At 31.0% G+C, this 16,803-nt stretch carries 14 protein-coding genes; 8 read left to right on the top strand and 6 right to left on the bottom strand.

Going from position 1 to position 16,803, the window contains the following annotated elements:
- Nucleotides 1–8: 8 nt before the first annotated feature.
- From ftsH to FJR74_RS07730, 4 genes are all read right to left on the bottom strand, one after another.
- The gene (ftsH, locus tag FJR74_RS01735; protein WP_140914832.1) at nucleotides 9–2,213 is read right to left on the bottom strand and encodes an ATP-dependent zinc metalloprotease FtsH; all 2,205 of its coding nucleotides are present in this window, start codon (nucleotides 2,211–2,213) and stop codon (nucleotides 9–11) included.
- A gap of 82 nt (nucleotides 2,214–2,295) precedes the next feature.
- A complete protein-coding gene (tilS, locus tag FJR74_RS07735; protein WP_140914831.1) occupies nucleotides 2,296–3,240 on the bottom strand; it encodes a tRNA lysidine(34) synthetase TilS in 945 nt (314 codons plus the stop codon).
- Complete coding sequence (gene pth / locus FJR74_RS01725; protein ID WP_140914830.1) at nucleotides 3,240–3,785, bottom strand: aminoacyl-tRNA hydrolase; 546 nt, start codon at nucleotides 3,783–3,785, stop codon at nucleotides 3,240–3,242. Before pth ends, tilS begins: the two co-directional genes overlap by 1 nt.
- Before the next feature lies 1 nt (nucleotide 3,786).
- On the bottom strand, nucleotides 3,787–6,066 hold the full coding sequence (locus tag FJR74_RS07730) for an ATP-dependent DNA helicase (RefSeq protein WP_306766868.1): 2,280 nt from the start codon (nucleotides 6,064–6,066) through the stop codon (nucleotides 3,787–3,789).
- Nucleotides 6,067–6,185: 119 nt separating this feature from the next.
- Here FJR74_RS07730 and serS point away from each other — a divergent pair, with 119 nt between their 5' ends.
- The gene (gene serS / locus FJR74_RS07725; protein ID WP_140914829.1) at nucleotides 6,186–7,451 is read left to right on the top strand and encodes a serine--tRNA ligase; all 1,266 of its coding nucleotides are present in this window, start codon (nucleotides 6,186–6,188) and stop codon (nucleotides 7,449–7,451) included.
- Between the two features lie 55 nt (nucleotides 7,452–7,506).
- On the opposite strand, the gene pyk is transcribed toward serS, so the two are convergent.
- Nucleotides 7,507–8,928 (bottom strand): pyruvate kinase, encoded by a 1,422-nt coding sequence (pyk, locus tag FJR74_RS01710; protein WP_140914828.1) that lies wholly within the window; start codon nucleotides 8,926–8,928, stop codon nucleotides 7,507–7,509.
- A 236-nt stretch (nucleotides 8,929–9,164) separates the two neighbouring features.
- Between pyk and FJR74_RS07720 the strand changes: the two genes are divergently transcribed.
- The 4 genes from FJR74_RS07720 to FJR74_RS01690 all read left to right on the top strand — a co-directional run bounded on the left by FJR74_RS07720 (nucleotide 9,165) and on the right by FJR74_RS01690 (nucleotide 13,188).
- Complete coding sequence (locus FJR74_RS07720) at nucleotides 9,165–10,355, top strand: phosphopentomutase (RefSeq protein WP_140914827.1); 1,191 nt, start codon at nucleotides 9,165–9,167, stop codon at nucleotides 10,353–10,355.
- A gap of 98 nt (nucleotides 10,356–10,453) precedes the next feature.
- Nucleotides 10,454–11,887, top strand: a complete 1,434-nt coding sequence (gene proS, locus FJR74_RS07715) for a proline--tRNA ligase (protein ID WP_140914826.1) — start codon at nucleotides 10,454–10,456, stop codon at nucleotides 11,885–11,887.
- Between the two features lie 49 nt (nucleotides 11,888–11,936).
- A complete protein-coding gene (locus tag FJR74_RS01695; protein WP_140914825.1) occupies nucleotides 11,937–12,242 on the top strand; it encodes a thioredoxin family protein in 306 nt (101 codons plus the stop codon).
- Nucleotides 12,243–12,372: 130 nt separating this feature from the next.
- Nucleotides 12,373–13,188: a Cof-type HAD-IIB family hydrolase gene (locus FJR74_RS01690; protein WP_140914824.1), complete on the top strand. Its 816-nt coding sequence runs from the start codon at nucleotides 12,373–12,375 to the stop codon at nucleotides 13,186–13,188.
- Nucleotides 13,189–13,293: 105 nt separating this feature from the next.
- Here FJR74_RS01690 and FJR74_RS07710 read toward each other — a convergent pair whose 3' ends face one another.
- Nucleotides 13,294–13,503, bottom strand: coding sequence for a TM2 domain-containing protein (locus FJR74_RS07710; protein ID WP_140914823.1), 210 nt, complete (start codon nucleotides 13,501–13,503; stop codon nucleotides 13,294–13,296).
- 214 nt (nucleotides 13,504–13,717) lie between these two features.
- Here FJR74_RS07710 and asnS point away from each other — a divergent pair, with 214 nt between their 5' ends.
- The 3 genes from asnS (at nucleotide 13,718) to FJR74_RS05470 (ending at nucleotide 16,718) form a co-directional block, all read left to right on the top strand.
- A complete protein-coding gene (asnS, locus tag FJR74_RS01680) occupies nucleotides 13,718–15,064 on the top strand; it encodes an asparagine--tRNA ligase (protein WP_140914822.1) in 1,347 nt (448 codons plus the stop codon).
- 5 nt (nucleotides 15,065–15,069) lie between these two features.
- Nucleotides 15,070–16,071 (top strand): glycosyltransferase family 2 protein, encoded by a 1,002-nt coding sequence (locus FJR74_RS07705; RefSeq protein ID WP_140914821.1) that lies wholly within the window; start codon nucleotides 15,070–15,072, stop codon nucleotides 16,069–16,071.
- Nucleotides 16,072–16,295: 224 nt separating this feature from the next.
- On the top strand, nucleotides 16,296–16,718 hold the full coding sequence (locus FJR74_RS05470; protein WP_306766867.1) for a hypothetical protein: 423 nt from the start codon (nucleotides 16,296–16,298) through the stop codon (nucleotides 16,716–16,718).
- The last annotated feature ends 85 nt before the right edge of the window (nucleotides 16,719–16,803 follow it).

Genomic DNA, 16,803 nt, shown 5'->3' with positions numbered 1-16,803 from the left:
AAAGAGGATTAATTTTCCTCTTCTTTATCTTCTTCCTCTTTAATATTGTGTTTTTTCAATTCTTTATCAAGATCATCTTTATAGTTATCAATATCTAATTTTTTGTTTCCTGCCACTTCATTAAATAGTTCATCGAAATCTTCTGATGAATATTCTTTTTTAAGAGCAGCTTTTGTTTTATCTAGAGCAGGTGGTAATTTCATATTTTTTTCAATATATTCAATTTCTTCTGCAACGATGGTTTCATTGATAATTAAAGCATCTTTAATTAGTTCAAGTAGTTCACGATTTTCTGAAATGATTTCATAAGCATCTTTTTGTGCTTTTAAAATTATTTTTCTAATTTGTTCATCAATTTCTTGACCAACTTTATTAGAGAAAGAAACGCTCTTCATGTAATCTCTTCCTAAGAAAGGATTTTGAGAATCTTCTTCATATTTTATAGGTCCTAAATCAGATAAACCTCATTCGGTAACCATTCTACGTGCAATAGTTGTAGCTTTCGCAATATCATCACTTGCTCCGGTAGATACATTATCTGCGCCATAAATAATAGCTTCGGCAACACGACCGCCCATAAATGAAGTTATCATCGCCAATAACTCGGCTTTTGAACGATTGTATTTTTCTTCTTCAGGCATCATTAAATTATAACCACCCGCTTGTCCACGAGGTATGATGGTAATTTTTTGAACTTTGTTTCCACCTTTTACTTTTAGGCCTACGACTGCATGACCAGCTTCATGATAAGCAACGGCGATATTTTCTTTTTCTGAAATTGTTCTACTTTTCTTAGCAGGACCTGCCATAACTCTATCTATAGCTTCGTCAATTTCATCGGTAGTGATTAAACTGTGGTTTTCACGAACACTCAATAAAGAAGCTTCGTTAATTACGTTTTCTAATTGAGCACCAGAGAATCCAGGAGTTCTTCTTGCAATTAAAGCAAAGTTAACTTCAGGTGCAATTCTTTTTCCACGTGCATGTAATTTTAATATTTCTTCACGTTCTTTAATATCAGGTAATCCAACAGTGATAGTTCTGTCAAAACGACCAGGTCTTAATAAGGCAGGATCTAAAACATCAGTACGGTTTGTTGCTGCCATGATTAAAATACCACTGTTTTCTTTAATACCATCCATTTCAACTAGCAATTGGTTTAAGGTTTGTTCACGTTCATCGTTTCCACCACCAATACCAGCACCTCTAGATCTCCCCACGGCATCTAGTTCATCGATAAAAATAATTGCAGGTGCTGCTTGTCTTGCTTCGTTGAACATATCACGAACTCTTTTAGCACCTAAACCTACAAACATTTCAACGAAGTTTGATGCTGAAATGAAGAAGAATGGTACATTAGCTTCGCCAGCAGTAGCTTTAGCAATTAAAGTTTTACCTGTTCCTGGAGGTCCTCCTAATAAGATACCCTTAGGAATTCTTGCTCCTGCCGCTTCATATTTTTTGGGATATTTTAAATAATCAACTAATTCGGCAACTTCTTCTTTAACTTCTTCGTTACCAGCGATATCTGAGAATTTTTTATTTGAATAAACTCTTTGTGCAACAGATTTTGAGTTTGTTGCTCCGAACATTCCGTTTTCTCTCGCTGATAAACTTCATCTAAATGAATAGAATAAAATTAACACGAAACCTATTGCAGCGAATGCTGAAATACCAGGTTGAATGTATTTACTTCATGCATTTTGTTTTGGAAAACCTTGGCTTGCGATAACACCAGTTAGTTTAATTGTTGTTTCGTTAATTGTTTTTGATCCAGTTGTAAGTCTTGTTAAAGCTTCAATATATGTATGAGTAGTTCCGTCTGCTGTTGGATATGCTCATTGAATTACAGAATTTGGTAATTCTTTATTTAGTGTTCCACTTAATACAACTGAGAATGAGTAAGTAGAATCGACAAATCTTGGGTTATTTAAAACAGCTCCAATTTCGGCTGGAGTTCCTGATACGGTGACTCTAAGGATATCATCATATGTCCCTTGGTATCAACTAGATATATAGAAACTGTCATTTGTGCTCTTACCGGTAGCTTTAATAAAATCGCGCAATTGACCAATTGTAGCGTATGTTATTCTGCTTTCGCGAATGTAGTCTACTAAAAATCAAATTAGCATAAAACCAGCAATAACTGCAAAGGTAATTAATAAAGCGTACCCTAGCGATAATCCACGTTTTTTCTTTGGTTTTTCTTGCATACCACTCCTTTCGATAAATAATTTTAAATTATAATTAATTTATATTTCTTTTTTTATTTTTAAATAATAATGAGCGAAAAAACTAGAAAATTAAATGATTTTTCTTTTTAAATAACACATTTTCGTCATCCAAAATATATTTAGAGCTTCGGTTTGCGCTTTTTAAAAAATCAATAATTGAGGCGATTTTCCCTTTAGTAAGATTGATATTTTTATATTTATCGTTAATTAAAAAATAAATTAATTTATCAATTAAAGGATTATTGAAATCAAGTCAATCACATGAAAATTCTTGATTTTTTCATTCAATATATCAATTAATAACTTTCGCTTCAATGATTAAATTAGCTTGATTTTCAATCATTATTTCATTATATAAATTTTGTTTTCATTGATTAGAAAAATGTAATAAATTTGCCCTAATCTTATTACGTGTATATGTTGGCATTTTGTTTGTATAATCAGTTGCAAAAAGAATCGAAAATTCATTGCATAAATCAATTATTTCCTGTTTTCAGAATAATGAAAGCATTGGTCTGAAAATATTCATTTGATAAACATAATTAATATGTTTAATTCCAAAATGCAAAGTTTCACGACTACTTTCTTTTTGCATAATCGCGGTTTCTAAAAAGTCATCCTTTTGATGCGCTAAGAGCAATAATGAGCAATTATACTTTTGATATATTTCTTTATAAAATAAATATCTTTCTTCTCTTGCGATTGCTTGAAAATTACCGTTTGCATTTTCTTTGTGATCTAAAGACAAAATTTCACATGGGATGTTGTTTTCTTCACAAAATAACTTAACAAGCGATGCATCATAATGACTATCAAAACGTTTATTATAATTGACACAAGCAACAACAACGTCATAATCTTTTAGCAAATATAAAAGCCACATTGAATCAGGACCACCGCTAACACCAATCAACATTTTTTGTTTTATGCCAATGTTATGCTTTTGAAATTCAAATTTAACTTTGGCTAATAAGGATTCATATTTTTTAATTAGATGTTCTTGCATTATAGTTTTCCTGAATATTTATTCATAACAAAACGAATATCATTGCTAATGTATGAGATAACAGCATCTGAAGAAACATCAATAACTTGTTCAATAATCTTCAAATCATTATAACTAAATTTGCCTAAAACAAAGTCAATGACATTTTCGCCCCGGCCAATACCAATTTTCACTCTTTTAATTTCTTCGGTACCTAATTTATTGATAATGTCTTTCATACCGTTATGTCCGCCGGCCGAACCTTTTTGCTTAATGGTTGCTTTGCCTAGCGGTAAGTCCATATCGTCATAAATTATTAAAATATCATCAATAGGAATATTGTAATAATCTTTAATAGCTCTTACGAAATCACCGCTTTTATTCATATAAGTTAAAGGTTTTGCCACACAGATATCTTTGTCTCTGTAATAAACACCATTGAATTTTTTTTCATCTAATTTAATACCTAGTTTTTCGGCAATCTTATCAATTGTCATAAAACCGGCATTATGTCTAGTCTTTTCATACTCTGGACCCGGATTTCCTAGTCCTACAATTAATTTCATATTATTCCTTTCATTCTTCTTCTCACAATTTTTTAATATTAGTTATTCGATTTGAATCATTATCTCGATGAATACCCTCATACAATGCATCAAGTTCACCCATTATACAACTGTATTGTTTTGCTCTAGTTATTGCGGTATAAATTAATTTTTTACTTAACAATCTTTTGGCTTCCGAGAATAAAACCACAATGACAGCCTTACATTCTGAACCTTGATATTTATGAACACTAGTACAATATGCGAGCGCTGTGTTGTTATTAAAATCGCTCTTTGAATAAGTAACGGTTTTATCATCGCCCTCAAAGTCAACAGAAATATTAGTTAAATTCTTTTCGAAACTATCTTTTTTATCTTCAAAAGTAAATCAAGAAATATAACCAATTTCACCATTAAACACATGGGCCCTTGGGTCGTTAACAAGGTTGATAATTTTATCATCAATTGCAAATGTTTTATCACGGTATTTCACTTGCTGTTCATTATCAAGTTTTCTAAAATATGTACTTAGTAAATTATTAAGTTCATTAATACCAGTTTCATAATTATAAATTGGACTCAAAACCGCAATATCACGTTTGCTATAGCCCTTAAGCATCAAATCTTGAATCTTTTTAATTAATTCTTCATGCAAATCTTCGCTACGAATTCTTAAAAATTGTGAATGTTCTCCTTCGAATGATGGAATTTCACCACGGTTAATCGTAATCGCATCGTTGACGATGTCATAATTTTCTGCTTGCCGGTATATTTTTTGCAAATAGATTGTGTCAAATATTTTGTTTTCAATGAAATCATGAATTAGATAACCAGGACCGATTGCTGGCAGCTGATCCTTATCCCCAACTAAAATTATTCTTTTTAAATAACGTGGGTTTATACCTTTTAATAAGGCATAAAATATGTCAACCGAAACCATTGAAAATTCGTCAATAATTAAACATTCAATGCTCTTTGGATTTTTTTCGTTTACATTGAATTTATCATTTTCAGGATCTCATTCTAAAAAGCTGTGAATTGTCACTGCTTTTGCTTTTTCATTTTTATTATTAATATTAATAGTTGCTCTTCCTGTTGGAGTTAAAACAGCCAAAGAGTCTTCATGGTATATTTTTAAAAATGAACTTATTATTTCATTAGTAATTAAAGTCTTACCAGTGCCGGGACTGCCTGTTATCAATAGTAACTTTTCGCTTAATCCCTTTTTAATTGCTTCTAATTGAAGGTCATGAAAAATACTTTTTTTATTATATTCAATAGGTTTTAAACCGCTTGATAATTCAATGTCTTTCAATCTTTTTATGATATATGTTTCCATTTCATAAATATTTTTAGTGGTGATATATTCACCATCAAAATATTCAAGAGAAATCAAATAACCATCTTCTTTTAGCAGCCTAACAGCGTTATTAAATGCCATAATTTCAGATGGTCAATCAACATCAGAAGTCGCATATTTTAGCAATGTATCATATAAATCTTGACGCAGTATTCTTGTATTCCCGGTATCAAAAAAGTATTCGCTTAAAGAACGATAAATATGAGTGGCGGGTTTAAATGGATGTGCGCCTTCTAAAAAATGATTAGTTAGCTTATCCATATCTTCTAACTTAATGCGTTGATTATCCAAATAAAAACGATAAAAATTATCTTGATATTCATCAATAAAAGCTGACAGGTTTTCAAATTTCTTTAAAATAATTTCATAAAGCGAAGGACTTAGATTCAATTTTAAAAATAACATTTGGTCTTCAACTAATTGAGGATTTTCTTTCAAGAATTTTTTTGCTTCATCCCAACTAGCTTCACTGATGCCCAAAGCGGTATAATTAATTTGACCGCTGTCTTCGGCAATCTTTTTTAAAGCATCCAATCCTAATTCGTTCACTATTGCTCAAGCTTTTTGCTCGCCAATACCTCTAAAGTGAGCGCTCTTTAAAAACTTAACGATGTAATTCTTTTGATATGTATCATCATCGTTAGTTTCTCTTAAATCAACTAATTGATAACTATTTGGATATTTAGATTTGATTACTGGAGCGACTATGATTTCATAGTTTTTTTGACCTAGTGAAATTTCTTTTTCAATAAAAGTGTTGTTTTTTATTGTTATCGCAATTGAATTAAACTTATTTAGTTTAACTTCATTGGCAGCATCATTTTTTAAAACCTTGAAGGAAGCAATTACAATACTTTTATCAGTAGAAGCTCATAATACCTTTGTAAAATTACCTAATATAATACTTTGTCTGTCATTCATAATTATTTTAAATTTTAACACATTTTTATACTAAGGCTTCGTTTGCGGCCAACAATTTGTTTGCGATAACTTTTAAGTTTATTTTTAATAAAAAAATTTATAATATACTTGTATTATTCAAAATATAAAGAGGTAATTACATGCTAGACTTAAAATACATATTAAATAATAAAAATGAAGTTATTTCAAAATTATCTACTCGTAATTTCGACTTACAAATTATTAATGAAATTTTAGAAAATGGTGACAAGAGAAATGAATTGATTCACCAATTAGAATTATTACAAGCTAAAAGAAATAAATTGAGTGAAGAAATTGGTATTAAAAAGAGAAATCACGAAAATGCTGATGAATTATTAGCAGAAGTTAACGAAATCAAGACACAAATTGAAGAAGCAGATAAAGCTGCTGACGCTTTAGTAACTAGAGTTAATGAATTGATGTTACAAGTACCTAACTTGCCTTATGATGATGTTCCTGTAGGAAGCAGTGATGAAGATAATGTTTGCATAGCAGAACACCCAAACCTAGGACGTGGTCTTGTTAAAGGTGTTGAACCACATTATGAAATTGCAACAAAATTAGACATCGTTGATTTTGTTAGAGCAGTTAAATTAGCACGTACAAGATTCGTTTTATACAAAAATGATGGAGCTAGACTAGTAAGAGCATTAGAAAACTTTATGTTAGACACCCATATTAAAAATGGATATAAAGAAATTATGCCAGCTCATTTAGTTAACTCAGCCATGCTATACGGAACCGGCCAATTACCAAAATTCCAAGAAGATTTATTCAAAGTTCAAGACAATGACCTTTGATTAATTCCTACCGCCGAAGTTCCCGTAACTAATTATCACTATGATGAAATTTTAGACTTAACTAACCCAGTTAAATATGTTGCTTATACTAAATGTTTCAGATCAGAAGCAGGTTCAAGTGGTAAAGATACTCGTGGTTTAATTCGCCAACACGAGTTTCACAAAGTTGAATTGGTAAAAATTGTGACCGAAGAAGTTGCTTTAGAAGAATGACAAAAAACCGTTAATGACGCCAAAAGCATTTTAGAATTATTAGAAATTTCATACCGCGAAATGTTATTGTCAACCGGAGATTTAGGTTTCGGTTCAGCCAAAACCATTGACCTAGAATTATGAATTCCGTCAGAACAAAGATACAGAGAAACAAGCTCTATTTCAATTTATAAAGATTTCCAAGGAAGAAGAGCAAAAATTAGATATAGAGGGGCTGACAATAAAACTAAATACGCATACACAATCAATGGTTCAGGTTTAGCTATCGACCGTGTAATTGCCGCCATTTTAGAAAACTATCAAAACCCTGACGGAACAATAACAGTTCCAAAAGTACTTGTACCTTACATGGGGAAAGAACTAATTAAATAACCAACATAATGATTTTAAAAACACAGCCGCGTGGCCGTGTTTTTAAATTTTTAAATTAATATTCGTGTGTGGTAATGTTTAAACTATCAACAACAATGAACTTGTCACCTTTTTTGACTCCGTAGTTTTCTAAAACTTGCGCTCCGGCAGCATGGTTAAATTTAATTAGGTTTCTGATTGCAACTGAGTGTTTTTCACAAAATACGCCAGCAGTAATTCCAAAGCTTCAAACTAATTTATCGTCGCTTACAACACCAATGATGTTTGCATTTGGTCTGTATCTAGAAATTTCTTTTAATAATTGACCCGTGTGGCTTAATACGATTGCAAATTTATATTCACCAGATTGTAAAATTTTAGCAACTTCATAAGCAATTAGCATACGTGAAGAAGGTTGAGTAGCAACTTTTTCGATTTGTTTGTTATAGAAGTGTTCGGTAAAATATTCTTTTTCAGCTCTTTTTTGAATTTTAGCCATAGTTTTAACAGCATCAACTGGGTATTTTCCACTTGCTGTTTCGCCTGATAACATTGTCGCATCTGCCCCTAATTCAACAGCATAATAAACGTCAGTTACTTCAGCACGAGTAGGCATTGGGCTGTTTTCCATTGAGTCTAGCATTTGAGTAGCAACAATAACTTGTTTTCCTGCTAAACGACATTTACGAATGATTTGTTTTTCATAGTAAGGAACATCATAGTATGGAATTTCTAATCCTAAGTCTCCTCTGGCAATCATAATCGCGTCACTAGCTTCAATAATTTCATCAATGTTATTAATTCCAAATTGTGATTCAATTTTTGAAACTATTTGAATGTGTTGTCCACCATTAGCATCTAAGATTTCTCTAATTTCTTTAACGTTTTTAGCTGAGTTTACGAATGATGCTGCAATATAGTCAACTTTATATTTAGCTCCTCATGCAATATCGTTACGATCTTTTTCGCCTAAGAAAGGTAATGAGAAATCAACGCCAGGAATGTTAATTCTTTTATTTGTTTTTAATTTATGTGCATTGACTGTTTCAACAGTAATTTCCATTGGATTAACTTCTTTAACAACTGTTACTAATTTACCATCATCTAGTAAAATGACGTTGCCAGTTTTTACGTCTTTATCCATACGATATGATACCGAAATAACATCAGCATTACCTAATAGGTTTTTGTATGAGTTTTCATCAGTTTTAATTAGTAAAGTTTTTTTAGCAGGAATTTCGACTGCATCATTTTCCATTTTACCAATTCTAATTTCTGGGCCTTTCGTGTCTAACATTAATGAGATTGGACGATCAAGTTCTTTTGAAATTTGTCTTGCAATTTCAAATTTGTGCTGGTGCATGCTTGGATCGCCGTGTGAAAAGTTAGCTCTAATTGTTGACACACCTGCTTTAATTAATTCCTTCATTGTTTCATAATTATCTGAAGCAGGTCCGATAGTTGCAACTATCTTAGTTTTGTTTTCATTATATTTCATGTATCCCCTTTGATTTGAAATATTTATTAGATATTCTTGTATTAATTACTCTTTAATTTTATCATATAAATTTTTAATGATTTTTTCTTAATCAATTGATGTGTAGTCGAAACTTGTCTTTTGAGTGAAAAGGGTCATTTTAATGTAAAATAATAGATGTAAAAACATTTTCTGTTTTTTATATTGAAGCAAATCAAAATTTTAAATTTATAGATAAAAAATAACAAGGAGACGATATGCCTAAATTTAATCGTGTTTTCTTCATTGTTACTGATGGACTTGGAATTGGCGAAGAACCAAGACAAGCCGAATTTGGTGACAAAGGAGCCAATAGTTTATTACATGCTTCTGAAGCATTACCTCTAGAAATCCCTACATGAAGAAAATTAGGTATTACTGAAGTTGCTAAAATTTCAGGACACGTTGCAAGAAATAAAAACCCACTTGCTTATGTGGGAAGAATTCATGAAATGTCAAATGGTAAAGATACATTGACTGGACACTGAGAAATGATGGGAATTTATACAAAAGTCCCTAACCCACAATTCACTGAAAATGGTTTCCCAGCAGATTTATGTGAAGAATTATCTAAAGCCTTTGACGGACGCAAAATTATTGGTAACAGAAATGCTTCTGGTACAGTAATTTTAGCTGAACTTGGACACCAACACATGGAAAAAGGAGATATGATTATTTACACATCTCCAGACTCAACTCTACAAATTATTGGGGACGAAAAAACCTTGGGTGTTGAAAAATTAACTGAATATGCTAAAAGAGCTCGTGCAATTTGTTCATCACGTCCAGAATGAAACGTAGCAAGAGTTATTTCAAGACCTTTCGTTTATGAAGATGGTAAATTCACAAGAACATTTAACCGCCACGACTTTGCCAACAAACCAACTGGTCACATCATTTTAGAAGACCTACAAAAAGCTGGTGTTGAAGTTGTAGCTGTTGGTAAAATTAATGACATCTTTACCCACGTTGGTATTGACAAAGTTTATGGTCCTGCTTCTGATGATGAAAACATGGACGTTGCAATTGACATTGCTAACTCAGATTCAAAAAACCAATTTATTTTTGTTAACTTAGTTCAATTTGATAGCCACTATGGACATAGAGAAAATCCAATTGGTTACAGTGAAAACGTATCAAGATTAGATGTCAAATTAACCAAACTAATTAATGCAATGAAATCTGATGACTTATTAATTATGACTTCAGACCACGGAAATGATCCAACTATGGGACCAGACCATACTCGTGAAGCATTGCCACTAACTGTATTTTCTAAGTCATTTAAATCACCTAAAGCATTCAAAGAACCTTTAAAAGGTTTAGGAACTGCCGGAAACATTGTTGCAAGAAACTTTGGCGTTCCAACAGTTGAAACTGGTGAAGATATTTTCGATGAACTAATTTAATTGAAGAGAAGGGATAATATCCTTTCTTTTTTATTTGCACTTTGTTTAGTTTTAAAACTAAATAAAAAAAAATAAAAAGCGTATAAAATAATTATGTTATGAAAAAGTTAGAAAAAGTTACCCCACAAAGTGAAAATTTTGCAAGATGATATACTGATGTTATTCAAAATGGAGACCTAATGGCATATGGTGCTACGAAAGGTTCAATCATTTTTAAACCTTTATCATTTGGTATTTGAGACAATATTCGTTTAAACTTAGACCGTAAATTCAAAGCTGTTGGAGTTCAAAATGTTAATTTACCATTATTAATTCCTGAAAGTTTATTGCAAAAAGAAAAAGACCACCTACAAGGCTTTAACCCTGAGTTAGCTACCGTTACTGAAGTCGGTGGAAAAAAACTAAGTGAAAAATACTATATTCGTCCAACCAGCGAAACATTATTTGGAGATTTCTTCAAAAATGAAATCAATTCATATAATGATTTACCTTTAATTTATAACCAATGAGTAAATGTTTTAAGATGAGAAAAAACAACCAACCCATTTTTAAGAACACGTGAATTTTTATGACAAGAAGGGCATACAATTCACTCATCAGAAACTGAAGCAAAAATTTTAACTACTAAAATGTTAGAAATTTATAAAAACTTTGTATCTGATTATTTAGCTATTCCAGTAATGGATGGTCAAAAAACTGAACATGAAAAGTTTTCGGGTGCAGACTTTACATTTACTATTGAAGCAATGATGAAAGATGGTAAGGCATTACAAGCCGGAACAAGTCACTACTTAGGACAAAACTTCACAAAACCTTTTAACATTAGTTTCAAAAATCGCGAAAACAAACAAGAATTTGCATACGGAACTAGTTGAGGCGTTTCAACTCGTTTACTGGGCGCCCTAATTATGACTCACGGAGATGATAGAGGTATTATTATACCTCCGAAAATTGCTCCAGTTCAAGTTGACATTATTGAATTATTTGCCAATAAAGACGAAAGAGTTCACAAAGTTGCTTCACAAATTAAAGAAGAATTACTATCTCACAATATTGAAGTTAAATTAGATGATTCAGACAAGGGTGCAGGTTTCAAAGCCGCAAACTCTGAAATTCATGGAACACCTCTAAGAATTGAAGTTGGACCACGTGACTTAAACGAAAATCAAGTTTTATTAGTAAGACGTGACACCTTAGAAAAAGTTTATGCTCCAATCGAAAACATCGCCATAACCGTTGAATCATTATTAACAGCAATTCAAAATAATTTATACGAATCAGCAAAACAAAGATTATTCAACAATATCGTCGAAGTTTCTAACTATGATGAATTTAAATCCCAAATCGAAAAAGGTCATTGAGTTTTGGCGGCATTTGAGGGTAATGGCGAAGATGAAGCCAAAATTAAAGAGGAGACTGGCGCTTCAACCCGTTGCATTCCATTTGAATTACCTATAAAAGTTAATAACGATGTGTGTTTTTATACACATAAAAAATCAAAAAAATACGTAATTTTTGCAAAAGCTTATTAATTCTGCTACAATTGTTATGTACAAATAAAACAAAAAAGGAGAGAATATTATGATGAAAAAATTAAACAACAAATCAGATCTACAAGATCAACACTTAAACGGTAAAGCTATCGTAGCTTTTAGAGCAGTATGATGTCCTCCTTGCCAAATGATGGGTCCAGAATTACAAAGACTATCAGAAAATCACGAAGACATTAATGTATTTGACTTAGATGTTGACCAAAACATTGACTTTGCTCGTGAAATGGGAGTACAAGGGATTCCTTCACTATTCTTATATGAAGATGGAAAACTTGTAAACCACGTAGTTGGATACATGCCTGCTGAAGAACTTGTAAAAAGATTCCAAAAATAATTGTTTAAATATATTTAAAAATTTACTCAAAAGCCTGGTCAAAAACCGGGCTTTTTTATTACTATTTTTAAGTTTAATTTTTTAATTAAATTTTTTTATATAATTTTTTTTGTTATTAAGGAGAAAAACAATGTTAAATTTTAAACCAAAAGCTTATTTCACAGACCTAGATGGAACCTTATTAGACAAACCAAGAACAAAAGAAATGATTTCACAAGAAAACGTTGAATATATGAGATTTTTAAATGACAATAATATTCCAGTAATCATTTCTACTGGTAGAAAAAATTCAGAATTTGTTATGAATTTAGCAAAAAAAATCCACTCGCCTTATGTAATTTGTCAAAATGGTGGATTGATTGTAGATATCAATAATAATGTTTTACATAAAGTTGAAATGAAATCTGATGTTACAGAAAAAATTGCTCGTTTATTAATGAAAGAAAATATGTTCGTAATTTTTAGTTCAGGAAACGAAGTTTACGGAAATAAAGCAAAAATGAGAACAATTAGACCTTGAGTTAAAAACTTGGTGCAACACTCATATGAAGATTTGGTTGTTTATCCAAATGCCACAAAAGTTTTAGCATTCGGAAAAGCTTCTAAATGAGCAACTAAAAAATTAAAAGAAAAATTACAAAAAGAATTACCTGAATTATGTGTTGACATTATCTCAAAAGGTTACGCTTTAGAAATCACAACAGAAGAAGCAACCAAGGGGGCAGGAAATACATATGTTGCCGAAAAACTGTTAAATATTGACGTTAAAAAAACTGTTCACTTTGGTGATTCAGGAAACGATATTAGTACCAAAGATTATAATGGTGCTTTCATTGCAATGAAAAATAGTATGAGATCTGTCAAGAAAGCAGCCACTTTAGTGACTAACTCATATAAAAAAGCCGGTGTAAGAAGAGCAATTGAAAAAATTAGATTAGATAAATAAAGATATAATTTGAAAATTATAAAAACGCGCCCATAATGGCGTGTTTTTAATTTCGAAAATTATTAAAAGTTTTGCGTTTTTAATCATGCAGACTTTAGAGTTTATTTAATCTTTAATGTATTTTCCGTTTGAATCTTTCATTGCTCCAATGGCTACTAAAATTAGGTCAATTAATCATCAAATACCAAATCCACCTAAAGTGAATAATTTTAAAAGCCCCAAGCCAATACGGCCCGCATAGAAACGGTCTATTCCTAATTCTCCCAAGAAAATTGATAATAATAAAGTCACTAATCAATTTTTTTCTGATTTCATTTTTTTCTCCTAAGTTTTATTTTAATTTCAAATAAATTATACATTGCTAATGCTATTGTTTTTTAGTTTTTTGATCTAAGTCATTAATTTATTTAATTTGTGGGCAGTTTTTAGAAAAAATATCAGTATTTTTTTTGTTTTAAAAACTTACTATATAATTTTAGTGTATTATACATTTTAATATATATTAAAATACTTAAATTTAGGAGAAAAAATGACAATTAAAACTATGTATTTAGACATTGAAAGTCTAAAAGAAAAACAAACAGTTACTGTTGAAGGTTGAGTAATCTCAAACCGTGGTAACGATAAAATCAGATTCATTACAGTTAACGATGGTAGTTCAATCGCTAACTTACAATTAGTTATCAAGGGCGAACTAAATGCTAAGTTCGCTGCTGATGCTATTTCAATGGGTGCTTCAATTAAGGCAGAAGGTGAATTACACTTAACACCAGAAGCAAAACAACCTTTTGAATTAATCGTGAATAATTTAGTTTTAATTAATAATGTCGCAGAAGATTTTCCAATCCAAAAGAAAGAAACAACTTTAGATTTCTTGAGAGAAATTCCACACCTAAGACACAGAACCAACTTATTTAGAGCAGTTATGTTAATCCGTAACTCGCTAATGTTTGAAATTCACAAATATTTCCAAACACACGATTTCATTAACATTGCCGCTCCAATCATAACATCTAACGACGGTGAAGGCGCTGGTGAAACTTTATTAGTTGACGACGAAAGCAAAGATTATTTCTTTAAGCAAAAAGCTTTTTTAGGAGTAACAGGTCAATTACACGCCGAATCATATGCCGCAGGATTTAAAAAAGTTTATACCTTTGCCCCAACATTCAGAGCAGAAAACTCACACACTTCTCGTCATTTAGCCGAGTTCTGAATGGTTGAGCCAGAAGTTGCATTTTACGAATTAAAAGATATTATTACCTTGGCCGATGACTTATTAAAAAAAGTTATTTCTAACACAATTAAAAACTATCCAGCTGAAATGGAATATCTAAATAGTTTGCAAGATGGGCAATTAATTCCTACATTAGAAAAATTTTTAAGCAAAGGTTTAACCGTTATGGATTACCGTCAAGTTGTAGAAGAATTGAAACCACACGCTGATAAATTTGAAGAAAAAGACATACACTTTGGCATGGACTTAGCTTCAGAACATGAAAAATATTTATCAGATAAAATCGTAAACGGACCAGTTGCAGTTATTAATTACCCAAAAGATATAAAAGCATTTTACATGTATCAAAATGACGACGATCAAACCGTTGCTGCATTCGATTTACTAGTGCCAGGTATTGGTGAATTAATAGGTGGAAGCCAAAGGGAATCAAGATATGAGAAATTAGTTAAAAGAATGACTGAACTAAACATTTCCCAAGAACCTTTACAATGATATTTAGATCTAAGAAGATTTGGATATGCTCCATCTAGCGGTTTCGGTATTGGTTTTGAAAGATTAGTAATGTACGTTACCGGCGTTTCAAACATTAGAGATGTTATTCCTTTCCCAAGAGTTGCCGGACAAGTGAAAATGTAATAAACATGGCAAATAAAAATTTAACAATTATCGTTCCTATTTATCGTCCAAGCATTTCTCTTGATGACATCTTTTATAACATTACCAAACAAAAAGACCAAAATTTCAACGTGATAGTGGTGATTGATCACCCTAATGAAGAAGCTTTTGATTCAATTACTAAATTTCAAGAAAAATTTGGTTCTGAAACAAAAATTATTATTAACTCAGCTCACCAACATATCGACCTTGTACTTAAACAAGCTGCAGAATATGTTCAAACTGATTATATTTATGTGCTTTATTCATATTCAAAACTAAAAAGTGAATTTACAAAACACATCAATGAATACTTAAATAAAATCGCTTTAAAACCGGATGTTATTGAAATATCTAGTTCGCTAAGAGGATTAGTAAACTTTGATTTTCGCAAACAAAAAGTTGAAGAAAATATGGTGATTGATTTAGACAAAAATTTTGATCCATTGGCTTTAGCTACCCCTTTTAGTTTTGACTGCATTATTAAAAGTTCAATCTTTTCAAAAGTATATGAAACATTGAAAAACAAAGATATGAACTTACAATACTCACCAATTTTGGTATACAAATCTTTAATTCACGCTTCGACTTTTACTTATTTAAAAACCACTTGAATTGAAGATTGAAATTACGAAATAATGTTATTAAATCCCAAATCAATATCAAGAGGTTGAAATACAATTTTAGCTTCTGCAACAAATTTAAGCGAGGAAAAACAACAAGCTTTAAGATTCGCAGAATTTATGGATTTAGCATTTTATTTTGCGGGCTACGTTGGGGCATGTAAATTCAAAAAAAACACTCAAGAAGCGCGTTCAATCAAGAATATTAAAATCGCTTTAGAAGCTGAAATTAAAAAACGTATGCCAACTTGAATAGAAGAAACTGAAACCAATCCTTACTTTGTAAGATTTAATGCCAAAAGTTTAATCAAAATCATTGAAAACGTTTCAGACTGAGAATCTATTCTTAAAAAATTCTTATGATAAAAGTAAATCGAAAGGCCGGTTTTTGAATTAGGTTTTTGGCAACTATTATTGATTTATCAATCTTTTTAGCAATATTGGTTGGAACTTCGTTTATGGTATTCAATTACCGCATTGGCAAAATGTATAACTATTGGACTTACTATATATGACTTTCAATCATAATTTTATGCTTAATCTTTTTCTGAATTATTATTCCAATAATTTGAAAAGGCAAAACAATTGGAATGGCAATGTGCAAAATTAAAACAATTCCGCAAGATACAAAAACTAAATTAAGCAAGGCGATATTTGACCGCCAAAGATTATTTTCTTTCACATGAGTTTTTGTTTTCTTAGCCTTTATGATAATGGTTTCGCCACAAACTTTTGAACAAGCAGCATTAATTAATAAAGATACACACCCACTAAATCAAGTTCAGAAATTATTTTTATTGCTACCAACTGTCTTAGCTTCTTTTGCTGCTTTTATTGAATGTTTTTTTATTCTAACAAATGCAAAAGGCAACCGGGTTGGATTGAATGATAAATTTTCAAGAACATTTACAGTGTATATAAATAAATTCGATGAAATTGAAGAAGAATTAATTTTAGAAGAAAAAATCAAACCTGTTCGTAGAGAACTACCACATATTGAATACGAAAACTAGTCAACTGGCTAGTTTTTTTATTTTAAATTAGTAATCATTCGCAATATTTTCAATTTTCTTTACACATTTTGGTAAAATTTTAGGC

Origin of the sequence: Metamycoplasma neophronis (assembly GCF_006491995.1) — a bacterium.
GTDB classification, from domain to species: Bacteria; Bacillota_I; Bacilli_A; order Mycoplasmatales; family Metamycoplasmataceae; genus Metamycoplasma; species Metamycoplasma neophronis.
The sequence above is the reverse complement of the archived record's forward strand: the minus strand, read 5'-3'. Positions and strand labels throughout refer to the sequence as shown.